Source organism: Sphingobium salicis subsp. salicis (genome assembly GCF_049472635.1).
Classification (GTDB): Bacteria; Pseudomonadota; Alphaproteobacteria; order Sphingomonadales; family Sphingomonadaceae; genus Sphingobium; species Sphingobium yanoikuyae_A.
In genome coordinates this window covers 4923827-4946389 of record NZ_JAYRCS010000001.1, presented here as the reverse complement: position 1 = coordinate 4946389, position 22563 = coordinate 4923827, and the positions used below count along the sequence as shown (strand labels likewise).

At 66.0% G+C, this 22563-nt stretch carries 23 protein-coding genes; 13 read left to right on the top strand and 10 right to left on the bottom strand.

Translation table 11 applies throughout. The features are described 5' to 3' along the window. Nucleotides 1–3: 3 nt before the first annotated feature. Nucleotides 4–570, bottom strand: a complete 567-nt coding sequence (locus tag VHN57_RS23910; protein ID WP_037506283.1) for an HNH endonuclease — start codon at nt 568–570, stop codon at nt 4–6. 93 nt (nt 571–663) lie between these two features. Between VHN57_RS23910 and gluQRS the strand changes: the two genes are divergently transcribed. The 8 genes from gluQRS (at nt 664) to VHN57_RS23870 (ending at nt 6608) form a co-directional block, all read left to right on the top strand. Then, nucleotides 664–1569, top strand: a complete 906-nt coding sequence (gluQRS, locus tag VHN57_RS23905; protein WP_278984854.1) for a tRNA glutamyl-Q(34) synthetase GluQRS — start codon at nt 664–666, stop codon at nt 1567–1569. Between the two features lie 9 nt (nt 1570–1578). After that, nucleotides 1579–1812 (top strand): twin transmembrane helix small protein, encoded by a 234-nt coding sequence (locus tag VHN57_RS23900; protein WP_004210155.1) that lies wholly within the window; start codon nt 1579–1581, stop codon nt 1810–1812. Nucleotides 1813–1818: 6 nt separating this feature from the next. After that, nucleotides 1819–2394, top strand: coding sequence for a cob(I)yrinic acid a,c-diamide adenosyltransferase (locus tag VHN57_RS23895; protein WP_278984852.1), 576 nt, complete (start codon nt 1819–1821; stop codon nt 2392–2394). A gap of 126 nt (nt 2395–2520) precedes the next feature. After that, a complete protein-coding gene (locus tag VHN57_RS23890; RefSeq protein WP_278984850.1) occupies nt 2521–3375 on the top strand; it encodes a GGDEF domain-containing protein in 855 nt (284 codons plus the stop codon). A gap of 93 nt (nt 3376–3468) precedes the next feature. Then, entirely contained in the window at nt 3469–4737 is a 1269-nt protein-coding gene (gene egtB / locus VHN57_RS23885; RefSeq protein WP_423285883.1) for an ergothioneine biosynthesis protein EgtB, read from the top strand. Nucleotides 4738–4742: 5 nt separating this feature from the next. Continuing rightward, a complete protein-coding gene (gene egtD / locus VHN57_RS23880) occupies nt 4743–5699 on the top strand; it encodes an L-histidine N(alpha)-methyltransferase (RefSeq protein ID WP_278984848.1) in 957 nt (318 codons plus the stop codon). 358 nt (nt 5700–6057) lie between these two features. After that, the gene (locus tag VHN57_RS23875; protein WP_278984846.1) at nt 6058–6306 is read left to right on the top strand and encodes a ribbon-helix-helix domain-containing protein; all 249 of its coding nucleotides are present in this window, start codon (nt 6058–6060) and stop codon (nt 6304–6306) included. After that, a complete protein-coding gene (locus VHN57_RS23870) occupies nt 6303–6608 on the top strand; it encodes a type II toxin-antitoxin system RelE/ParE family toxin (RefSeq protein WP_278984843.1) in 306 nt (101 codons plus the stop codon). The genes VHN57_RS23875 and VHN57_RS23870 overlap by 4 nt, the downstream gene beginning before the upstream one ends. Before the next feature lie 17 nt (nt 6609–6625). On the opposite strand, the gene VHN57_RS23865 is transcribed toward VHN57_RS23870, so the two are convergent. From VHN57_RS23865 to VHN57_RS23855, 3 genes are all read right to left on the bottom strand, one after another. Then, nucleotides 6626–7387: an HAD family hydrolase gene (locus VHN57_RS23865; protein WP_278984842.1), complete on the bottom strand. Its 762-nt coding sequence runs from the start codon at nt 7385–7387 to the stop codon at nt 6626–6628. Nucleotides 7388–7419: 32 nt separating this feature from the next. After that, complete coding sequence (locus tag VHN57_RS23860; RefSeq protein WP_423285879.1) at nt 7420–8475, bottom strand: DUF1176 domain-containing protein; 1056 nt, start codon at nt 8473–8475, stop codon at nt 7420–7422. Nucleotides 8476–8541: 66 nt separating this feature from the next. Further along, nucleotides 8542–9855 (bottom strand): NupC/NupG family nucleoside CNT transporter, encoded by a 1314-nt coding sequence (locus VHN57_RS23855; RefSeq protein ID WP_004210148.1) that lies wholly within the window; start codon nt 9853–9855, stop codon nt 8542–8544. A 161-nt stretch (nt 9856–10016) separates the two neighbouring features. Between VHN57_RS23855 and VHN57_RS23850 the strand changes: the two genes are divergently transcribed. The 4 genes from VHN57_RS23850 (at nt 10017) to VHN57_RS23835 (ending at nt 14418) form a co-directional block, all read left to right on the top strand. After that, a complete protein-coding gene (locus VHN57_RS23850; protein WP_423285877.1) occupies nt 10017–11264 on the top strand; it encodes an MFS transporter in 1248 nt (415 codons plus the stop codon). A gap of 114 nt (nt 11265–11378) precedes the next feature. Further along, nucleotides 11379–12281, top strand: a complete 903-nt coding sequence (locus tag VHN57_RS23845; protein ID WP_278984836.1) for a dioxygenase family protein — start codon at nt 11379–11381, stop codon at nt 12279–12281. A gap of 14 nt (nt 12282–12295) precedes the next feature. Then, complete coding sequence (locus tag VHN57_RS23840; RefSeq protein ID WP_423285875.1) at nt 12296–13057, top strand: response regulator; 762 nt, start codon at nt 12296–12298, stop codon at nt 13055–13057. An 8-nt stretch (nt 13058–13065) separates the two neighbouring features. Beyond that, the gene (locus VHN57_RS23835) at nt 13066–14418 is read left to right on the top strand and encodes a sensor histidine kinase (RefSeq protein WP_423285873.1); all 1353 of its coding nucleotides are present in this window, start codon (nt 13066–13068) and stop codon (nt 14416–14418) included. On the opposite strand, the gene VHN57_RS23830 is transcribed toward VHN57_RS23835, so the two are convergent. The 3 genes from VHN57_RS23830 to typA all read right to left on the bottom strand — a co-directional run bounded on the left by VHN57_RS23830 (nt 14415) and on the right by typA (nt 17793). Then, nucleotides 14415–15590: a hypothetical protein gene (locus tag VHN57_RS23830; RefSeq protein ID WP_423285871.1), complete on the bottom strand. Its 1176-nt coding sequence runs from the start codon at nt 15588–15590 to the stop codon at nt 14415–14417. The genes VHN57_RS23835 and VHN57_RS23830 overlap by 4 nt on opposite strands. Nucleotides 15591–15697: 107 nt before the next feature. Beyond that, nucleotides 15698–15868, bottom strand: coding sequence for a hypothetical protein (locus tag VHN57_RS23825; RefSeq protein ID WP_278987182.1), 171 nt, complete (start codon nt 15866–15868; stop codon nt 15698–15700). A gap of 107 nt (nt 15869–15975) precedes the next feature. After that, nucleotides 15976–17793, bottom strand: coding sequence for a translational GTPase TypA (typA, locus tag VHN57_RS23820; RefSeq protein WP_069336852.1), 1818 nt, complete (start codon nt 17791–17793; stop codon nt 15976–15978). A gap of 221 nt (nt 17794–18014) precedes the next feature. On the opposite strand from typA, the gene VHN57_RS23815 reads away from it, so the two are divergent. After that, the gene (locus VHN57_RS23815) at nt 18015–19574 is read left to right on the top strand and encodes a S10 family peptidase (protein ID WP_278987186.1); all 1560 of its coding nucleotides are present in this window, start codon (nt 18015–18017) and stop codon (nt 19572–19574) included. Between the two features lie 110 nt (nt 19575–19684). On the opposite strand, the gene VHN57_RS23810 is transcribed toward VHN57_RS23815, so the two are convergent. From VHN57_RS23810 to VHN57_RS23800, 3 genes are read right to left on the bottom strand one after another with little or no spacing between them, the layout of a single operon-like run. After that, nucleotides 19685–20383: a DUF899 family protein gene (locus VHN57_RS23810; RefSeq protein ID WP_270092143.1), complete on the bottom strand. Its 699-nt coding sequence runs from the start codon at nt 20381–20383 to the stop codon at nt 19685–19687. A 44-nt stretch (nt 20384–20427) separates the two neighbouring features. Next, nucleotides 20428–22128, bottom strand: coding sequence for a cation acetate symporter (locus VHN57_RS23805; protein WP_423285868.1), 1701 nt, complete (start codon nt 22126–22128; stop codon nt 20428–20430). After that, nucleotides 22125–22466: a DUF485 domain-containing protein gene (locus VHN57_RS23800; protein WP_423285866.1), complete on the bottom strand. Its 342-nt coding sequence runs from the start codon at nt 22464–22466 to the stop codon at nt 22125–22127. Before VHN57_RS23800 ends, VHN57_RS23805 begins: the two co-directional genes overlap by 4 nt. Nucleotides 22467–22563 lie beyond the last annotated feature (97 nt).

Genomic DNA, 22563 nt, shown 5'->3' with positions numbered 1-22563 from the left:
GCGTCAGGCCAGCAGTTCGACATCCCAATAGAGCCAGTCGTGCCAGCTTTCGTGAAGATAGCCGGGCGGAAAGGCGCGGCCATGTTCCTGCAGCTGCCAGCTGGTCGGCCGGATCGGCTGGACATGGAGTTGCATGCCCGCTTCGCGCGGGGTGCGCCCGCCCTTCTTGAGATTGCAGGGCGAACAGGCGGTCGCGACATTCTCCCAGGTGGTGCGGCCACCCGCGCGGCGCGGCACGACATGGTCGAAGGTCAGATCATGCGTCGTGCCGCAATATTGGCAGCTGAAACGATCGCGCAGGAACAGGTTGAACCGGGTGAAGGCCGGATGCTCCGAGGGCCGCACATATTGCTTGAGCGCGATGACCGAGGGGATGCGCATCTGCAGGCTGGGGCTGTGGACTTCCCGCTCATAGGAAGAGACGATATCCACCCGCTCCAGAAAAATCGCCTTGATGGCGGTCTGCCAGGGCCACAGGCTCAGGGGATAATAGCTGAGCGGGGTATAGTCCGCATTCAAAACCAGCGCCGGGCAGTTTTCCGGATGCCGTATCAGGTCGGGATGGTACATAGTCGCCTCTACCCCCTTGCCGACGCCGCTGATCGACCAACAACGTGACAAGAGCATGACAGCATTAACGAATATCCGCCGTCAAGAGCCTGTATGACTCAATCCACCGCACCACAGCATCTTGTGAGTCGTTTCGCGCCAAGCCCCACCGGTCGATTGCATGTCGGCCATGGCTGGTCGGCGCTGATGGCGATGGACCTGGCACGGGCCGCGGGTGGCGCCTTTCGCCTGCGGATCGAGGATATCGACGGCACCCGCAGCCGGCCCGAACATGTCGACGGGATTGTCGAGGATCTGCGCTGGCTGGGCGTGGCATGGGATGGGGAGATCATCTTCCAGTCGCAGCGCCTGGCCGACTATGACGCAGCGCTCGACCGACTGCGCGCGATGGACCTGCTCTATCCCTGCTTCTGCACGCGCGCCGATATCCAGGCGAGCCTGACCGCGCCGCATGGCCCGGAAGGCCCGGTCTATCCCGGCACCTGTCGCGCCCTACCGATCGCCGTGCGCGCGGAGCGCATCGCGGCGGGCATGCCCCATGCCTGGCGGATCGACATGCAGGCGGCGGTCGCACGGGCGGGGCCACTCCGCTGGGCCGCCCTGCCCTATCCCATCGACCTTGATGCGCACGCCATCGACAGCCCTGCCGATCCGGCGGCGGCCGGTGATGTCGTGCTGGCGCGCAAGGATGCGCCGGCCAGCTATCATCTGTCCTGCACGCTGGACGATGCGGCGATGGGCGTCACCCATGTGCTGCGCGGCAATGACCTGCGCGCCGCGACCGACATCCATCGCCTGCTGCAGGCGCTGCTCGACCTGCCAAGCCCCGCCTATATCCACCACCCGCTGCTGCTGGGCGCCGATGGCAAGCGGCTGGCGAAGCGGGACGGCGCGATCGCGCTCGCCGAACTGCGCGGCGCCGGCATGGACCCGCAGCGCCTGGCCGATGATCTGCGCGCCGGGCGCTTTCCGGTTGGCATCACCGCCGGAGCGGCCTAGCATCGCCTTATGACCACCGTGCTCGTCATCGCCCTGATCCTTGCCATGGCCGCGACCCTGTTCGCGCTTGTCCGCGGCATCATCGCCTTCCTCCAGGCGACGAAGGAGGAACTGAACCTGCCGGAGGGGGCGCCGCGCCCGTCCAGCCTGAAGCAGAACCGGATGATGATGAACCGCATCCTGTTCCAGGCCGGCGCCGTCATCATCATCGCCTTGCTGCTGATGATGAAGGGCAATGGCTGAGGGCTGATGGTCAAGCTCAACAAGATCTACACCCGCACCGGGGACGCGGGCACGACCGGTCTGGTCGATGGGTCGCGCCTGCCCAAACATGCGCCGCGCATGCAGGCGGTGGGCGACGTGGACGAGGCGAACAGCGCGATCGGCCTCGCCATCCTGGCGATCGGCGACAGGCCCGAAGCAGCCTGGCTGACCACCATCCAGAATGATTTGTTCGATCTGGGCGCGGACCTTGCCACCCCGATCCCGGATGGCGCGGACGAACCCTGGGCGCTGCGCATCATTGCCGGGCAGGTCGCGCGACTGGAGCAGCAGATCGACGACATGAATGCCGATCTGGCCCCGCTCGACAGCTTCATCCTGCCGGGCGGCAGTCCGACCTCCGCCGCGGTCCACCTCGCCCGTGCGATCACCCGCCGGGCCGAGCGCAGCGCCACGGCCGCCGCCACCGATGTCGCGCTCAATCCGCAGGCGCTGGCCTATCTCAACCGCCTGTCCGACCTGCTGTTCGTGCTCGCCCGCCGGCTGAACGACAATGGCGCGGGCGATGTTAAATGGGTGCCGGGCGCGTCAAGACAGGTCTGATTTCAACGGCCTGGCTACCATCGGCCACGCTTTGCCTTGCACCGCAACATTAACCCTATTCATTCAGAGCGCGTTTAGCCAATTCTCCAAATTTGCGGGTTATTCGCAATTAGTGAGAGGGCCAAGATGCAATTCTATCTGGCAACATCCTTCATCTTTCCGCGCAGCCTGCGCCTGCGCCTGTTCGCACTCTGTTTCGTCGCGACCCATCTGCCGCTGATCGGCTATATCAGCTGGGGCATGGCCACCGGCCGGATCGCACTGGCCGAGTTCCTGCTGCTGCTTGGCGCCACGCTGGTCGGCACGATCATGGCGCTGATGGGGATCGGCGCGCTGCTGAGCCCGATCCATGCGCTGGCCGATACGCTGCGCCCCGACAGTCCGGAAGCGCCGGTCCTGCCCGAAGTCGGCGACGTGATCCGCACCCTCTATGCCGGCGTTCACCGCGCCGCGACGTCGACCCGCGCGCAGATGGACGAATTGCAGGTGGCGGCGCATGAGGATCCGCTGACCGGCATCGCCAACCGGCGCGGCCTGCTGGCGCAGATCGAAGAGCTGCCGGTCGAGAAGCGCCAGGGCTGCATCGCGATCATCGACATCGACCATTTCAAGCAGGTCAATGACCGGCTGGGCCATGACGAGGGCGATCGGGTGCTGCGCGATTTCGCGACCCGCCTGTCGGCCCAGATCCGGCGCATCGACATGGTTGCGCGCTGGGGTGGCGAGGAATTCGCCGTCTTCTTCCAGCATTGCATCGAGGATGAAGCGAGCTGGTCGCTGGCCCGCCTGGCCGAACAGATTCGCGAGCATCCGCTGGGCGATGTCGATGGCCGACCGATCACCTTTTCCGCCGGCATCTGTCGCTGGAAGGGCGAGGAGATGGACGAGGTGCTGCGCCTTGCCGACCAGGCGCTGTACGAAGCCAAGGCCAATGGTCGCAACCAGCTGCGCCGTGCCCGGCCGGAGCGCACCGCCGCCTGATTCTGCGCCGCAGCGGGCCGGCAAGGAACCGACCTGCCCGGTCATGCGCTTACCCCTTGCGAGAGCGGTGCAACCGTATCGAAAGGGGCGTGCATGGCCAAAATCTGGATCCAGCCCGGACAGGATGCGCTGGCGGAGCGCTATCGCGCCGTCCGCGCCCTTACGCAGGCGCTGGCGACGCCCCTGTCGGACGCTGATGCCACGGTGCAGTCGATGCCCGACGCATCGCCCGCCAAATGGCATCTGGCCCATGTCAGCTGGTTCTTCGAAACCTTCGTCCTGCGCGATCATGTCGAGGGCTATCGCCCGTTCGACGACCGCTTCGCCTATCTGTTCAACAGCTATTATGAGGCCGAAGGGCCGCGCCATGCCCGGCCGATGCGGGGCATGCTGACCCGGCCGAGCCTGAACGAGGTGCGCGCCTATCGCGCCCATGTCGATGCCGCGCTGCTGGCCGCCATGCCGCATCTGCCGGAGGCCGCCTGCACGCTGGTGACGCTGGGCCTGCAGCATGAGCAGCAGCATCAGGAATTGCTGCTGACCGACCTGCAGCATCTTTTTTCGCTCAATCCCATCGCGCCCGCCCTGTTCGATGCGCCCAGGGCGATGCCCGCGCCGGTGCCCGGACCGCTGCACTGGATCGAGGGACGCGAGGGGCTGGTCGAGATCGGCGACGACGGCAAGACCGGTTTCGCCTTCGATTGCGAGGGGCCGCGCCACAAGGTCTTCCTGCGCCCCCACGCCCTGGCCCATAGGCCGATCACCAATGGCGATTGGATCAGCTTCATCGAGGATGGCGGCTATCGTGATCCGTCTCTGTGGCTGTCGGATGGCTGGGCTTGGGTCCAGGCGGAAGGGATCGAGGCGCCGCTCTACTGGCAGCGCGGCGAGAAGGGCTGGACCCGTTTCAGCCTGGACGGACGCCAGCCGGTCAATCCCGCCGCCCCGGCCTGCCATATCAGCCTGTATGAGGCAGATGCCTATGCCAGTTGGGCGGGCGCGCGCCTGCCGACCGAGGCGGAATGGGAAAGCGCGGCGCTCAACATCGCGCCCACCAGTGGCGAACAACTGGACGGCGCCGCCTGCCCCCGCCCCCGCGCCGCCGAAGACGGCACCAGCCTGACCCAGATGTTCGGCGATGTGTGGGAATGGACCGGCAGCGCCTATCGCCCCTATCCCGGCTTTCGCACCGCCCCCGGCGCGGTCGGCGAATATAATGGCAAGTTCATGTCCGGGCAGTTCGTGCTGAAGGGCGGCAGCTGCGCCACCCCGCGCGGCCATGTCCGCGCCAGTTACCGCAATTTCTTCCACCCCCATCAACGCTGGCAGTTCACGGGACTGCGGCTGGCCAAGGATCTGTAAGCCCCATGCTGCTGACACATGACATGCCCGCCGCCCGCACCATCGACCCGGCCTTTCGTCGCGATATCTTGGCCGGCCTTGCCCGATCGCCCAAGGCGACCCCGCCCATCTGGTTCTATGACCGGCGCGGATCGGAATTGTTCGAGGATATTACCGACCTGCCCGAATATTATCCGACCCGCACCGAAACCGCGCTGCTGGCCGGCCATGGCGATGATTTCGCCACCACCATCGGCGCCGGTCGGGCGGTGGTGGAATTCGGCGCCGGCAGCGCGCGCAAGACGCCGCACCTGCTGCGCGCAATCGATCCCGCCGCCTATGTGCCGATCGACATCAGTGGCGATTTCCTGCGCACCAGCAGCGCCGAACTGGCGAGCGCCTTTCCCGGCCTGCCGGTGCTGCCGCTGGTCGGCGACTTCACCGGCACATTGGCCCTGCCCGATGCGATCGATGGCCTGCCGCGGCTTGGTTTCTTCCCCGGCTCCACCATCGGCAACAGCGAACCGGACACCGCCGTAGACCTGCTGCGCGCGATGCGCCGGTTGCTGGGCAACGATGCGATGCTGCTGATCGGCATGGACCGGATCAAGGATCGCGACCGGCTGATCGCCGCCTATGACGATGAAGCCGGTGTCACCGCCGCCTTCAACCGCAACCTGCTGGTACGGATCAACCGCGAACTGGAGGGCGACCTGCCGGTCGAGGCCTTTGCCCATCGCGCCATCTGGAATGACGAGAAGGCGCGGATCGAGATGCATCTGGAAGCGACCGAGCCGCTGCATTTCCATGTCGCGGGCCAATGTTTCCACATGAAGGCAGGCGAGACCATCCATACCGAGAGCAGCCATAAATATGGCGCACGCGACGAACGGCTGCTGCTGCGCGCGGGCGGATGGGAACCCACGACCGAATGGATGGACCCGGACGGTCTGTTCGCGCTGGTGCTGGCGAAGGCGGGGTAGAAACGGCCGGGGAATTTCACGCGACAGTCGAAGTTCACAGTGTCGTGAGGCCGATTCCGGCCAAATGCGCCGGCTATGCGCCTGCAACGCGCCGGTGAAGCGACACTGGTGCGACAATCGGGTCAGGGCGACGCGCCTTAGACGCGACACGGACGCAACAACGAGGCGACAGTGAAGCGACACTGGGCGGCTGAAACGCCATGGTCCGGGGTTGGAATGAAGTACGGCTTCCATCGCCCAGGATAGATCAGAGAAAGGCCGAGTAGGAAAGCGAGGGCGGCGCTCTTGCCGCGGCCCGGCAACTGGCATCGAAACCGAAGATGCGATATGATAAAATCATATCGGAATGGAGACAGGCATGGCCGCGAAAGCAATCACCGTGACGCTGGGCGAAATGACATCCCATGCCGAGCGCCATCTGGCGTCCGGCCGCTATGCATCCATGAGTGAAGTCATGCGCGCCGGTCTGCGCGCGCTGGATCGCGAAGAGGCTGTGCTGGACGAACTGGTGCGCGTCCGCGTGGCAGAAGCGCTGGCCGATCCGCGTCCCCCGGTGCCGATCGACAAGGCATTTGCGCAGGTCAGGGCCGCGATCGACAAGGCATGAGCCATCATGTCCAATTGTCGGCATTGGCGATCGAGGATCTGATTGCGATTCACCATTGGGTGCGTGCGGAAGCCGACCTCGCCACGGCCGACCGCTATCTGGCCCGGATCGAGGAGCGCGTTGCCGCACTGTCCGACTTCCCCGATCGCGGATCTCCGCGCGATGATCTGATCGCGGGCCTGAGGACATTGACCTTCGAGCGCCGGCTATTGATCGCCTATCATGTGGACGGAGAGATGGTCACCGTCCAGCGCGTCATCCATGCGGTGCGCGATCTGGAACCGATGCTTCAGACACCCTGAAGCCGGCGCCAATCCGCTTATTCCGTCGCGAGCAGCAGGTCGCGCAGGTCGTGCAGGCTGGGCAGGACGGCGCTGGCCGCCAGGACCAGTTCCTCGGTCGGCGGCAGGAGGTCGGGGATCATCACCGTCGCCATGCCCGCCGCCACGCCGGCGCGGACGCCGGCATGGCTGTCCTCCACCGCGACGCAATCGGCCGGATCGACGCCCAGCCGCTCGGCCGCCAGCAGATAGGGCTGCGGGTCGGGCTTGGGGCGGTCGACGTCGTTGCGGGTCACGACGGTCTGGAAATAAGGAAGCAGCCCGGCCTTCTCCAGCCGCTGCTGAGCATAGGGGGCCATGGTCGAAGTCGCGATCGCCATCGGGATGCCGGCCCTGGCCAGATGATCCAATATGACCTCCGCGCCCGGCCGCAGTGGAATGCCCGCCTCCAGCGCGGCGACGAACAACGCATCGCTGTCGGCATAGAATTGATCGACCGGGAAGTCCGGCCCCATGCGGTCGGCCAGCATCCGCAGATTTTCGTCGCGATGGATGCCGACCATCGACAGCAGCATCTCGTCCGACATCGGCCAGCCCATCGCCGCGCCGGTGCGGGCGAAGGCGTCGCGATGCGCGGCCTCCGTATCCAGCAGCGTGCCGTCCATGTCGAAGATGACGGCGCGGATCGGGTTGGGCAGCGCAGCGGCGGCTTGCGGCGGCGCGTCGGAAAGGGATGCGGTGCTTGCCATGCCCTTCATATGGTGGGTGCGCTGCAATATTTCCATTGCAAAGCGCGCCATCGGGGCTGCAATTTTCCTATTGCAGCTGCGTGCTATTCGACGACCTGCGCGGTCCAGACGGGAATCCAGCGCCAGGCGCCACGGCATTCGCCCATGCTGGTCGCTTCGGTCAGGCGGAAGCGGCTGCCATCCCAGACATAGGTCTGGCTGGTGCCGCAATCGCCGATGCCGCGCCCCTTGGCGAAGCTTTGCAGCAGCGACTTTTCAGGCGCCCAGCCGGCATTGACCAGGGCGGGATGGCCGATCTCCTCCGTGCCCCAACCGGGGGCATAGTCGAACGGCGCGAAGCGGAAGCTGCGGCGACCCGGAATGCCGCTGGCGATCACCGGCACGGTGGTGAAATTATAGGCGCCAGCGCCGCAGGGAACCAGGATCAGCGTCTCATTCTTCGACAGGCGATGCAGTTCGGACTGGCCATTGGCCATCTCGTCGGTGCAGCCGGTGAACTTGCCGAGCGCGGTCCGCTCCTCGCGCCACAGCGCGGCCGGGGCATCGCCCGCCGCGATGACCGCGCGATGGATCGCCGGCGTCGGCGGCGCGACCCGCACCGCCAGCGGCCCGAGCGGCCCGGTCGCGACCAGCGCGGTTGTGGTGCCGGCCCGGCCCTGGCGCGCATCCATGTAGCGGATTGCCGCGCCCGCGCCCGCAAGCGAGGGACGACCGAGCGACCGGTTGCCGGTGCGCACTTCCATCGTGCTGCCGCGCGCCATCGCGATCGCCAGCGCCGACGCCTGCGGCCCGCGCAGGGTGGCATCGCCATCGCGCGCGGTCACCGTCGCGACCTTGCGGCCGTCGACCAGGAAGCTGACGTCGGAGGAACCCTTGGCATCGCGGCTGACCCAGACTTCGGCCGCGGCATCGGGACCAGCCGAACGGGCGACGCCGACCATCACCGGATTGTCGGGCCAGTCGCTGCCGGGCAGCAGCGACACCGCCTCGCACCGGTTGCGATTGTCGCAACCGATGGTCCAGTCCTTGTAGGTTTCGAGCGTGCCAGGCTTGGGCGCGGGCGCGTTGGTCTGCGCCGTTGCCATGCCAATGGTGCCGATGGCCGTTAAGACGGCCGCGAAAAATCTAAGTTCCCCCATCGGTTAACCATAACCGATTTGTTAAGCCGGGGGTAGAGCCTCTGTTAAGTAATCGAAATGATCTGGTTAAAGGCTTAACATCAACCCGGCCAGCGCTGCGCTCATCAGATTGGCCAGGCTGCCGGCGACCAGCGCCTTCAACCCCAGCTTGGCGATCATCGGCCGCTGATTGGGGGCAAGGTTGCCGGTCACCGCCATCTGGATCGCGATCGAGCTGAAATTGGCGAAACCACACAGCGCGAAGGTGATGATGGCGATGGTCGAGGGCGACAGGCCGTCCTGCACCTGGCCAAGGTTGATATAAGCGACGAATTCGTTGAGCACGACCTTGGTGCCGAACAGGCCGCCGGCTACCTGCGCCTCGTTCCAGGGGATGTTGAGCAGATACATGACCGGCGAGAAGACATAGCCGAGCAGTTGCTGGAAGCTGAGTTCGGGATAGCCGAAGATGCCGCCGATACCGCCGAGGATGCCGTTGGCGAGCGCCACCAGCGCGACGAAGGCCAGCACCATGGCGCCGACGGCGACGGCCAGCTTGACGCCGGTCTGGGCGCCCTGTGCCGCCGCCATGATGATGTTGGCGGGCTTTTCCTCGTCATGGGTAGCGACGGGCATGGGTTCGCCCGGCGTGGTTTCCGCGTTCAGCACCGCCGCGACCGCAGCCGCGCGGCGCGTTTCGGGCAGGTGGATATCATCCTCCAGCGGCAGTTCCGGTTCGCATTCCGGCTCGTCGGGCATCATGATCTTGGCCATCAGCAGGCCGCCGGGCGCCGCCATGAAGCTGGCCGCGAGCAGATAGTCGATCTTGATCCCCATCGAGGCATAAGCGGCCAGGATCGTGCCGGCGACGCCCGCCATGCCGCTGGTCATCACCGCGAACAGCTGCGGCCCGTTGAGGCCGGCGAGATAGGGACGGATCACCAGCGGGCTTTCGCTCTGGCCGACGAAGATGTTGGCGGCGGCGCACAGGCTTTCCACCTTCGACACGCCCGTCACCTTCTCGATCGCGCCGCCGACCCAGCGGACGATGAACTGCATGATCCCCAGATAATAGAGGATCGACACCAGGCTGGCGAAGAAGATGATCACCGGCAGCGCGGCGATGGCGAAGCTGGCGCCGCCGATTTCGGGCTTGGCCAGCGGGCCGAAGATGAAATTGGTCCCCGCCTGCGCATAGCCCAGCAGATTGGCGACGCCGTGCGACATGCCCGCGATGATGGCGCGTCCGGCCGGCACATAGAGCACCAGCAGTGCGATCCCCGCCTGCAGCAGGAAGGCGGCTCCGACCACGCGCAGCCGGATCGCGCGGCGGTTGGAAGAGAGGGCAAAGGCAATGGCAAGAATCAGCAATATGCCGGCGAGGCCGATAAGAAGATGCATGAAGCGCTTTCGCGGGAATGGGCAAACCGCGCGACTATACAGGGCCAGCGCGCGGAAACCAGCAGGGAATCCCGCCCCGCGATATAAATGAGATAGCCTCGCTTTTTGTCGGCAAATCGATCAGAACCATGGCGACACAGAATATGCGATGGGGAGAGGCGATGCTGATGGAAACCGACAAGCCCGGTGCCGCTACGGAATGGCGGCGTCATTATATGCTGCCGATCGCGGCCGCGCTCGGCTATGCCACCAGCGTTATCCATATCTATGGGCTTGGCCCCTATATCCAGCCGATCAGCGACCAGTTTGGCTGGACGCGGACGCAGGTGACGGTGGGCCTGACCCTGTCCACCCTGGTCCAGGCGGTCTTTTCCGTGCCGATCGGCCTGATGGTCGACCGGCTGGGCCCGCGCATCTTCGGGCTGGTCGGCGTGCTGCTGACCTGTGGCGCCTTTGCCCTGCTGGGCACGGCGACCGGCAGCCCCGGCCAATGGTATCTGCTCTGGGCGCTGCTGGCGCTCGCCACCCTGCCGGTGCAGGCGACGATCTGGACCAGCGCCGTCGCCACCCGGTTCGAGGCGTCACGCGGCCTGGCCTTTGCCATCACCCTGTGCGGCGCATCGATCGCGGTCGCCATCTTTCCGCTGATGGGCAGCTGGCTGATCGGCCAATATGGCTGGCAGCGCGCCGCGCCGATCCAGGCGGCAATCTGGGCGGCGTGCAGCTTTCCGCTGATCTTCCTCTTCTTCCGCGGCGCGCGCGATCGGCGGCGCGGCGAGGCCGTTACGGCCACCGCTGCCGCACCCGCAGCCGGCGCCACGCTGGCCGAAGGGGTGCGCTCCTCCATCTATCATCGGCTGCTGCTCGCCAGCCTGCTCTTCACCTTCACTATCATCGCGCTGGTCGTGCATTTCGTGCCGATCCTGACCGATCGCGGCGCGGACCCGATGCGGGCGGCAGGCATAGCCTCGGTCGTGGGCCTCTGCTCGATCATCGGCCGGCTGGCGACTGGGCTGCTGCTCGACCGGTTCCGCGGATCGCTGGTCGGTGCCGGCGTCTTCCTGCTGCCGGCGGCCGCCAGCCTGCTATTGCTGGGCGCCGGAAACAATGTCGCACTGCTGATCGCGGCGGCCGCGCTGATCGGCCTGACATTGGGCGCGGAAGTCGACGTGATCGTCTATCTCACCACCCAGCATTTCGGGCTCAAGACCTTTGGCGGCCTTTATGGCGGGCTGCTGATGGCACTATCGGTCGGCACCGCCACCGGGCCATTGGGCGCGTCGGCGATTTTCGACCGCTTCGGCAATTATGCGCCCTTCCTGTGGATAACGCTTGTCCTGATGGTCGGCAGCAGCCTGGCGCTTGCCAGCCTGCCGCGCCCGGCCTTTGCCCGGCCGCGCGGCCATTGAGGGGGCATTGACATAAAGCGCTACAAAGCCGCCACGTCGAGACATCGCGGGGATATATGGCGCGCCTAATCCTGCCCTTCTGACAGTCCACAGACGACAGAAGGGTAGAGCGAGATGATGCAGGATGGCGCGCATGACGACCATGGCCATGGCCTGGCCGATGACCTGGCGCAGATGCGCAAGCTGGCCGGCGAGGCGATGGGCCGCCGCCGCACGTTGCGCCTGCTCTTTTCGGCCGGCAGCGCCGCGCTGATCACCGCCTGCGGTGGTGGCGGCAGTGACAGCGACACTGACACATCGACCGCCACGCCGACGCCCACCCCTACCCCGACGCCCACACCCACGCCGACCCCGACGTCGAGCAGCTGCATCGCCGATCCGGAGGAAACCAACGGCCCCTATCCGGCCGACGGATCCAACAGCAGCAATGGCAGCGTCGTCAATGTGCTGGACGACACCGGCATCGTGCGCACCGACATCCGTTCGAGCTTCGGATCGTCGAGCGGCACCGCCGAGGGCATCTATATGCAGCTCACCATCACGGTGGTGAACGTCAATGGCAGTTGCGCGCCGCTGGAGGGCTATGCCGTCTATATCTGGCATTGCACCCGCGACGGCCTCTATTCGCTCTATACCGTGCCGGGCGAAAATTACCTGCGCGGCGTGGGCGTGACCGACGCCAATGGCCAGGTGACCTTCACCAGCATCTTCCCCGGCTGCTATGACGGGCGCTTCCCGCATATCCATTTCGAGGTCTATCCCAGCCTGGCCAAGGCGACCAGCTATGCCAATCGCGTGCTGACGTCGCAGTTCGCGATGCCGACGGATGCCTGCAACACGGTCTATGCGACCAGCGGCTATTCCAGCAGCAAGACCAATTTCGCCAAGATCACCACCAGCAGCGACAATGTGTTCGGCGACAACACGTCGGCCCAGGTCGCGGCGATGACGCCCACCATGACCGGCGATACGACCAATGGCCTCACCGGCACGGTGACGGTCGGCATCGCCATCTGACAGGAATTATGCGGATGACTTTGCAGGGATCGCCTTCAATCGATATGCTGACCGCCAATATGGACGGATCGCGCATATTGGTGGTCGACGATGATGCGGACATCCGCATCCTGTTGTCGGATTTTCTGGAGCAGCATGGCTTTGCCGTGACCGCGGTCGCGGACGGCGTGGCGATGGATCAGGCGCTGGCGGCGCAGACATTCGACATCGCCGTGCTGGACGTGATGATGCCGGGCGAGGACGGGCTGTCGATCCTGCGCCGGCTGGCCGCGGACGGCGACCTGCCGATCATCATGCTGTCGGCGATCGGCGGCGATATCGACCGGATCGTCGGGCTGGAAATGGGGGCGGAGGATTATCTGCCCAAGCCGTGCAATCCGCGCGAACTGCTCGCCCGCGTCCGCACCGTGCTGCGCCGAAATCGCCGCCAGACATCGGAACCGCAGGTGCCCGCCGGGCAGCGGCTGCGCTTTGCCGGCTGGCAGGTCGACATGGGCGTGCGCCTGCTGACCGACCCTGACAATGTCGTCGTCACCTTGACCGATGGCGAGTTCCGCCTGCTGCGCGCCTTCATCGAGCATCCGCGCCGGGTGCTGAGCCGCGACCAGTTGCTCGACTATTCGGCCGGCAGCGACGCGGAAAGCTATGACCGGGCGATCGATGTCCAGGTCAGCCGTCTGCGCCGCAAGCTGGAACGTGGCGAGATGGGCGACGAACTGGTCCGCACAATCCGCAACGAAGGCTATATGTTCACCGCCGAGGTCCGCCCGGCGTGAGCCCGGCGATGCTGCCGGGCGCCGGCGAGCGGGGGCGCTACAACCCCTCGATCCTGACGCGGATCGTCTTTCTGGTCGCCGCCACCCTGTTGCTGGCGCTGGGCGCGATGATGCTGGTCGCCTTTCGCGGCCCGCCGCCCCATGCCCGGCCGATGATGCTGGTGGAGGCGACCGGCCTGCTGCGCGGCGGCACCCAGCCACCCGGAAGCTGGCAGATCAGCCGCTATCAATCCGATCGCGCGCCTACGGCCGACGCGGGGCAGGAAAGCAACCATGCGGGGGCCGAGCGCATTGCCGGCCTGCTGGGCGTGCCGGCCAATGCGGTGGCGCTGATCCAGGAACGACCGCCGATCGGCATGCCGCGTCCCGGACCGGAAGGCGAGCCCCGGCCCGACATGGGGATGGAGTTCGACCCCGGCCGGATGATGCTGCGCGGCAGCTTTGCCCTGGCCGTGCGCGAGGATGGCAAGAACTGGTCGGTGCTGCTGGGGCGGCAGGGGCCGAACTGGCGCTGGTATGCGATCACCCTGTCGCTGATGGCGGGCATCTTCATCCTGCTGCTGCTGCCGGCCTATTGGGTGGCGCGGCGCATCACCCAGCCGATCCGCCTGCTGGCCGAAGGCGCCGCGCGCGAGCGGCCGGAACGCGCCGAGCCGCTGCCGATCGGCGGCCCGCCCGAAGTGCGCGCCATGGGCATCGCCTATAATCACATGCGCGCGCGGATCGCCGATTATGTGTCGGAACGCACCGCCATGCTGGTGGCGATCGCCCATGACCTGCGCACGCCGATGACGCGCCTGTCCTTCCGCCTGGAACAATTGCCCGATGGCCCGCGCGCCAAGGCGCAGGCGGATGTGCAGGAAATGCGGGCGATGGTCACCGACCTGCTCGACTTCATGCGCGAAGGGACCGAAGGGCGCCAGCGCGCGCGCATCGACCTGTCGGCCATTGTCGAGACGCTGGCCGACGACCTGGCCGACATGGGCCATGATGTCGTCGTCACCGCCAGCCAGCGCGCGGTGATAGAGGGCGACGCGCTCGCGCTGCGCCGCTGCATCGGCAACATGGTCGAGAATGCGGTGCGCTATGGCGGATCGGCGCGGGTCAGCCTGCGCGTCGAGGGTAGCCGGGCGATCGTCGATGTCGAGGATTCCGGCCCCGGCGTTCCGCCCGAGATTCTCGACCGGCTGTGCGAGCCTTTCTATCGCGGCGAAGCGTCGCGCAATCGCGAGACCGGCGGCGTGGGCCTGGGCCTGTCGATCGCCCGCACCATTGCCGAGGGACATGAGGGCAGCATCGGCTTTGCCAACCGGGCCGAGGGCGGATTGCGCGCCACGGTGATCCTGCCGCTCGACCGCTAAAGCATCATCCCCTTCAGTTCCTGCAGCACCATCGCAGTCGGCATCGACAGGAACATCGCCACAAGAAAGGGCGCCAGCGTCGCCGCGATCAGGATCAGCAGGCTGCGCAGGTCGACCGGCAGGAAGCGCATCGCATAGACGTTGGAGACCACGCCATAGAGGTCGGCCGCCGCCGAAAAATCGGGCGCGGAGAGAAGATCGGGCTGTTCGTTCGCGCTGCCATCGAACCAGCGATCCTCGAACGACCGGCCAAGCGTCACCGCCAGCGCGCCATAATGCATCGCGTTGCGCCGCCAGGCCCGCGCCATGACCGGGCGGAACACGCCCAGCGGCGCCACGCACAGCAGCAGCACCAGCGCCACCGTGCCACCGATCAGGAAGCCGCCGGTCATCGGCGTCGCTGCACCCTGGAGATGGACATTGGCGAAGCGTCCCGCGGTGATGCAGCCGATCCCCAGCGCAAAAGTGCCGAAGGCCCGGACCGACTGGGCCAGAAAGCCCAGGCCGCCGGCATTGTCGGGATGGGCGACGACCAGCCGCAGGTCCATGGCCGCGACCTTGTGCAGCAGCCGCGTCCACACGAGGATGCGCCAGAGCCAGCCCATGAGCAGCGTCAGCAACAGCGGCAGGCTGACCAGCATATGCCACCAGCCGGCCGCCGATAGCCGCCCCGGCCCGGCGATGGTCCAGGCCGGCAGGCCATGATTCGAAATGCCGGTCGCGAACAACCACAGGATGACCGCATAGGCGGCGAGCAGCACCAGCAGTTCGGCGACCGGCGCACGCACCGCCGCGCGCGCCCTGGCCAGTTCAGCCTTCAGTCCATCCCCGGCTTCGGGCGGGATCAGCCCGGAAATGGCGAAATGGCGCACCACCGCGCCCAGTCGTCGCGCGGTTTCGACATGGGCGACCAGCAGGAGCGGCACGGCAAAGGCGAAGCGGGCATGCGCCCCGATGTCGCGCAGGAAATGGCGCAGATCGCCGGCCCGGTCATGGCCCGGCAGGACGAGGATGAGCAGCAGGAGCGGCAACCAGCCGAGCGCCAACGCAAGCAGGGCGCGGGCGCGGACCGTGGGCAGGGCCGGCACCGACAGGCGGACAAGGCCGGGCAGCCCGCGCGGCGGCCCCCATTCGAACAGGTCGTGCCCCTCCGCATCCGCTTCGTTGGTCACTTGCACGCCCTTCCGCTTCGCCTCGGCTCATGAGAACCGCGACGATAGGAAGCATGCCCTTCCCGCCTATCGGGATTTATGCTGAGCCGACCGGAAAATGGCGGCCTTCACTGGCCGGCGGACTTGCCGTCCTTCTTGGCCTTGTGCGCCTTGAGCAGAGCATCGATCTCGACGATCCGCTCGCGTTCCGGCGTGCCCTTGGGCAGGCCCTTGAGGCGGCATTCGGCCCATAATTTGCGCCGCTCGGATTCCAGCGCCTTGAGATAGAGATCGGCCATTGCAGCCTCCTGGATAAAGGAAAAGGGCCGGCGCCTCGCGACACCGGCCCTTTCGAAACCTACTTACCTGAAAATCAGGCGGCCTGCATATGGGCCGCCCTGATAAATCAAGCGGCCTTCGAGCGGCTCATGCGCTTGCGCTCGTTCGGGTCGAGGTAGCGCTTGCGCAGACGGATGGTCTTGGGCGTGACTTCGACCATTTCATCGTCGTCGATGTAAGCGATCGCCTGTTCCAGCGTCATCTTCTTCGGCGGGGTCAGGCGGACGGCGTCGTCCTTGCCGCTGGCGCGGAAGTTGGTCAGCGCCTTCGACTTCATCGGGTTGACTTCGAGATCTTCCGGCTTGGCGTTTTCGCCGATGATCATGCCTTCATAGAGGGCTTCACCCACGCCGACGAACAGGATGCCGCGATCTTCGAGCGGACCCAGGGCGTAGGCATTGGCTTCGCCGGCGCCGTTCGAGATCAGGACGCCATTCTTGCGGCCTTCGATCTTGCCCTTGTGGGGGCCGTACTTCTCGAACAGGCGGTTCATGATGCCGGTGCCGCGCGTGTCGGACAGGAATTCGCCATGATAGCCGATCAGGCCGCGCGAGGGCGCCGAGAAGGTGATGCGGGTCTTGCCGCCGCCCGAGGGACGCATGTCGGTCATCTCGGCCTTGCGGATGTTCATCTTGTCGACGACCGTGCCCGAGAACTCATCGTCCACGTCGATGACGACGGTTTCGTACGGCTCGGTCTTGCCGCCATTCTCGTCTTCGCCGAACAGCACGCGCGGACGCGAGATGCCGAGTTCAAAGCCTTCGCGGCGCATGGTTTCGATCAGAACGCCCAGCTGAAGCTCGCCACGACCGGCGACTTCGAAGCTGTCCTTGTCGTCCGATTCCGTCACCTTGATGGCGACGTTGGATTCGGCTTCGCGGGCCAGACGATCGCGGATCATGCGGCTCGTCACCTTGCTGCCTTCACGGCCGGCCATCGGCGAGTCGTTCACGGCAAAGCGCATCGACAGGGTCGGCGGATCGATCGGCTGGGCCTTGATCGGGGTGCTGACCTGCGGATCGGAAATGGTGTTGGCCACGGTCGCGACGGTGAGGCCGGCGAGCGAGATGATGTCGCCTGCCTTGGCTTCCTCGACCGGCACGCGGTCCAGGCCCTGGAACGACATGATCTTCGACGCACGGCCGGTTTCGATCACATTGCCGTCGGCGTCGAGCGCGTGGATCGGCTGGTTGACCTTGACCGTGCCCGACTGGACGCGGCCGGTCAGGATACGACCCAGGAAGTTGTCGCGATCGAGCAGCGTCACGAGGAAGCTGAACGGCGCGTCCTGGTCCAGCGACGGCGGCGGGACATGGTCGACGATCTTCTGGAACAGCGGCTCCAGCGTGCCTTCACGGCGCTGCGAATCCTCGCTGGCATAGCCGTTGCGGCCCGAGGCGTAGAGGACGGGGAAGTCGAGCTGTTCGTCGGTGGCGTCAAGCGTCACGAACAGGTCGAACACTTCGTCCAGCACTTCCTGGATGCGCTCGTCGGGTCGGTCGACCTTGTTGACGACGACGATGGGCTTCAGGCCGAGCGCCAGCGCCTTGCCGGTCACGAACTTGGTCTGCGGCATCGCGCCTTCCGACGAATCGACCAGCAGGATCACGCCGTCGACCATCGAGAGGATGCGCTCCACTTCGCCGCCGAAGTCGGCGTGGCCGGGCGTATCGACGATGTTGATGCGGGTGCCGTTCCATTCGACCGAGGTGGGCTTCGCCAGAATGGTGATGCCGCGTTCCTTTTCCAGGTCGTTCGAGTCCATGGCGCGCTCTTCGACGCGCTGGTTGTCGCGGAAGGTGCCGGACTGGCGGAAAAGCTGGTCGACGAGCGTGGTCTTGCCATGGTCGACGTGCGCGATGATCGCGATATTACGCAGGGACATGTCTTGCCTTTGGGATATGGGGCTCCCCTGGCCGACACAAGGCCGCGCAGAGGCTTCGGGCGCGCCCCTACAGGAAATGACGCGATGCGGCAAGGGCAGCGGAAGCATCGGCCGAAGCGCAGATGAATATCCTGTCATGTTATGATGTTTCCCTTGCCCCGCTGTGGCAGCCGCCTATGACACCGCGTCAGGTTCGCACCCTGAAAAGAAAAGGACACCCCATGCGGCTGACCGCCACCCTTGGCTTTGCTTCCCTCCTCGCCCTTTCCCTGTCCCACCCTGCCCTCGCCCAGAAGGATGGCGCGCCCGACGCCGCCAAGCAGCATGCCGAGCAGACGGCGGACGAGATCGCCAAGAACTGGGCCAGTGCCCCGGTCGAGGAAGTGACCAAGACCAGCAAGGGCACGGCCAGCGTCGACGGCAAGTCGATCGCCTACACCGCGACCGCCGGCACGCTGACCATCCGCGACGCGCAGGGCAAGCCGACCGCCAGCGTCTTCTACACCGCCTATACCGCGCCCGGTAAGCATCGACCTCTGACCTTCTTCTACAATGGCGGTCCCGGTTCGGCCTCGCTGTGGCTACGCATGGGCAGCTTTGCGCCCGACCATGTCCGCACCGGCAATCCCGAAGCGGTCGCGCCCGCACCCTTCGATGTCGGCCCCAATCCTGACAGCCTGATCGGCAGCACCGACATGGTGTTCCTGGATGCGGTGGGATCGGGCTATTCGCGGCCGCTGGGCGATGCCAAGGGCGCCGACTTCTATGGTGTCGACCAGGATGTCGATGCGTTTGCCAAGGCGATCCTGCGCTACACCACCAAGAATGGCCGCTGGGGCGACCCCAAATATATTTTCGGCGAAAGCTATGGCACCACCCGATCGGGCGCGCTGGCCTATCAACTGGAAGATCGCGGCATGGCGCTGAACGGCGTCATCCTGCTCTCGTCGATCATGAATTATGGCGTGCGCCAGTCGGGCTTCGACACCATCCATATCGGCTATCTGCCAAGCTATGCCGCGACCGCCTGGTATCATAATCGCGTTCCCGGCGGCCGCCCGGCCAGCCTGGAAGCCTTTGTCGAGGAAGCGCGCCAGTTTGCCAACGGCCCCTATGCCGCCGCGCTGCTGAAGGGCCAGGACATCAGCGCCCAGGAAGAGGACGCCGTCGCCCAGCAGATGAGCCGCTTCACCGGCCTGTCAGTCGATTATTTGAAGCGCGCCAATCTGCGCGTCAGCCTCAGCCGCTTCCGCAAGGAATTGCTGCGCGACGGGCGCGAAACGCTGGGGCGGTTCGACAGCCGCTACAAGGGGATCGACGAGGATGCGGCGGGCGAGGATCCCGAATATGATCCGTCCGATACCGCGATCAGCGGCCTTTATGTCGGCAGCTTCCTGGATCAGCTGACCAACAAGCTCGGCTATCAGACCGACCTCAGCTATCGGCTGAGCGCGCGGGAAGGCGGCGCCTTCAACTGGGACTGGAGCCATGAGCCGCCGTCGGGCCGCAAGCAGAATGTCGCCGACGTCACCGCCGACCTCAGCACCGCGATGCGCATCAACCCGCATCTGCGCGTGCTGTCGCTCAATGGCTATTATGACATGGCGACGCCCTTCTTCTCGACCGAGCGGGACTTGAAGCACATGATGCTGGAGCCGGCGCTGCGGCCGAACCTGCAGTTCAAATATTATCCGGCGGGCCACATGGTCTATCTGAACCCGGAAGCGCTGCACCAGATGCGCCTCGACATGGAGCGCTACTACGCCGAAGGCGCGCGCTGACCTGATTTCCCGTCGTCATTCCCGCGAAGGCGGGAACCCATCTCCTGACTTGGCGCATAGTTGCATCGTCGGGAGATGGATCCCCGCTTCCGCGGGGATGACGGCGAAGGTCAATAGCGCAGCTTCGGATACCAGTCGGCCGGCCGGCCCTGCGGCGTCAGGTCGAGGATCGACCAGAGCGCGGCGATGTCGGGCGCGTCGCGGGGATCCTGGCCCGGATCGGCCATCTCCCGACCCATCTCGCTCATCCAGAAGAGCCGCACCTGATCGCCGTCGCGGCGATAGACGATCAGCGCGGGATATTCGCCGTCCGGCTGGAGCAGGTCGAGATCGCGGGCATAATCGTCGCCGATCGTCTGGATGAAGTCGGTGTTGCGCCAGCCCCGCTCCTGCGCGAAGGCGAATTGCCGTTCGACCGGGCTGCGGCTCAATATCTTGTAGGCGACGCGCTGCTTGATGTCGGCGGCATTGCCATCGACCGCGCCGATCCAGTTGGTACACATCGGGCAGGGTCGCTCGCGTTCCGGCCCGTACATCCAATAATAGCTGACCAGCACATCCTTGTCGCCGAACAGGTCGATCAGGCCGACCTCGAAGCCCTGTTCGTCCTTGAAGCGATAATCCTTCGTGATCAGCGGGCCGGGCGGCAGCGCCTGGCGTTGGGCGGTCAGGCGGGTCATGTGGCGGCGAAATTCGATCTCCGCCGCCAGCAGATCCTGCCGCGCCTTGGCATAGTCCGCGCTTTCGCCCGGAAATGCCGGTTGGCGATGCGCCGCCATGTCGGCGGCCGCTGTCAATTGTTCGTCCATGGCCTCTCTCCTCCCGCGCCGAACGCGGCGCGGGAGGAGAAGGTTCAATGGTCGCTGGCGGCGAAGGCGCCGATGCCGGTTTCCGCCCGCACCCGCTGGGCCGGATAGCCCGCCTTGTCCACCGCCGCGCGGGGCGATCGGTCAAGCCGGGAGATCAGCCAGATGGCGATGAAGCCGGCCGGGACCGAGAAGATCGCCGCCGAGCTGTAGGGGAAAGGTGCCGGGCCAAGGCCGAAGGTGGTGGTCCACACAGCCGGCGACAGGAGCGTCAGTACGAAGGCCGTCAGCAGTCCGATCGTGCCGCCCCAGGCCGCCCCGCGCGTGGTGCAGCCGCTCCACAGCAGCGACAGGATCAGCACCGGGAAATTGCCCGACGCGGCGAGCGCGAAGGCGAGGCTGACCATGAAGGCGACATTCTGCTTCTCGAACACCAGCCCCAGCAGCACCGCCAGCGCGCCGAGCGCCAGGGTCGTGATCCGCGAGACGCGCAGTTCGTCGGCGGAGTTGGCCCGTCCCTGTTTCAGCACCGTGGCATAAAGGTCATGGCTGACCGCCGAGGCGGCCGACAAGGTGAGCCCCGCCACCACCGCCAGGATGGTCGCGAAGGCGACCGCCGAGATGAAGCCGAGGAACGCATTGCCGCCGACCGCATGGGCGAGATGGATCGCCGCCATGTTGCCGCCGCCGCGCAGCGTGCCGTCGGCCATCTTGTAGCCGGCATCCGTGCCGACCAGGATGATCGCGCCGAAGCCGATGATGAAGGTGAGGATATAGAAATAGCCGATCCAGCCGGTGGCCCACAGCACCGACTTGCGGGCTTCCTTGGCATCCGGGACGGTGAAGAAGCGCATCAAGATGTGCGGCAGGCCGGCCGTGCCCAGCATCAGCGCGAGGCCGAAGGAGATGGCCGAGACCGGATCCTTGATGAAACCACCCGGCGCCATGATCGCCCGGCCCTTCGCCGCGGCTTCGGCCGGGGTGGCACCGGCGGCCTGTGCAGCCGCGCTCTTCACCTCGACCGCGCGGGCGAACAGGGCTTCGAGTGAGAAGCCGAACTGGGCCAGCACCATCAGCGCCATGAAGCTGGCGCCGCCGAGCAACAGCACCGCCTTGATGATCTGCACCCAGGTGGTCGCGCGCATGCCGCCGAACAGCACATAGAACATCATCAGCGCGCCGACGATCACCACCGCCACCGCATAGGGCAGGCCGAACAACAATTTGATGAGCTGCCCCGCGCCCACCATCTGCGCGATAAGGTAGAAGCTGACCACCAGCAGGGTGGAGATGGCCGCGAAGCTGCGCACCGGCGGCTGGGCAAAACGGTAGGAGGCGACATCGGCAAAGGTGAAGCGCCCAAGGTTGCGTAGCCGCTCCGCCATCAGGAACAGCAGGATGGGCCAGCCGACGAGGAAGCCGGTGGAGTAGATGAGGCCGTCATAGCCGTCGGTGAAGATCTGCGCCGATATGCCGAGGAAGGAGGCGGCGGACATATAGTCGCCCGCCATGGCAAGGCCGTTCTGGAAACCGCTGATGCCGCCGCCCGCGGTGTAGAAGTCCGACGCGGTGCGGGTGCGCGCGGCGGCCGCCTTGGTTATCCACAGGGTGAGGCCGACAAAGGCGACGAACATCGCGATCGCCACCCAGTTGATCGGCTGACGCTGCGCCTCCCCCTCCAGCGCGGCGGCGAAGGCAGGAGCGGGCAGCAGCATAATGGCGAGCGCGCCGGCAAGCCGCGCCCTCATGCGCCATGATCCTTCAGGATCGCGGCCATCTGGGCATCATGATGGCGGTTGGCATAGGCGACATAGAGGCCGGTCAGCGCGATCGCGAGCAGGATGAGGCCAAGACCGATCGGAATGCCGATCGAGGTGACGCCGTCGCCGATCGGCATGCCCAGCAGCGCCTTGTCGAAGGCGATCAGCGCGAGATAGCCGACGAAGGCGGTGAAAATGATCGCCGACAGCCACCAGCCCAGCCGCGCCCGCCGCGCCACCAGTTCACCATAACGGGGATCGGCCGCCACCGCCGCGATCATCGCGGCCTGTGCATCAGCCGGGGCATGCCCTTCCTGCTGCGTCATTCACTCTCCTCTGGTCTTTGCGCCATGCTAACCAGACGCCCCCCGATTGCAATGGCATGGCCCGAGCGCCTATATCTGGACGGAGAGAGACTTGCGG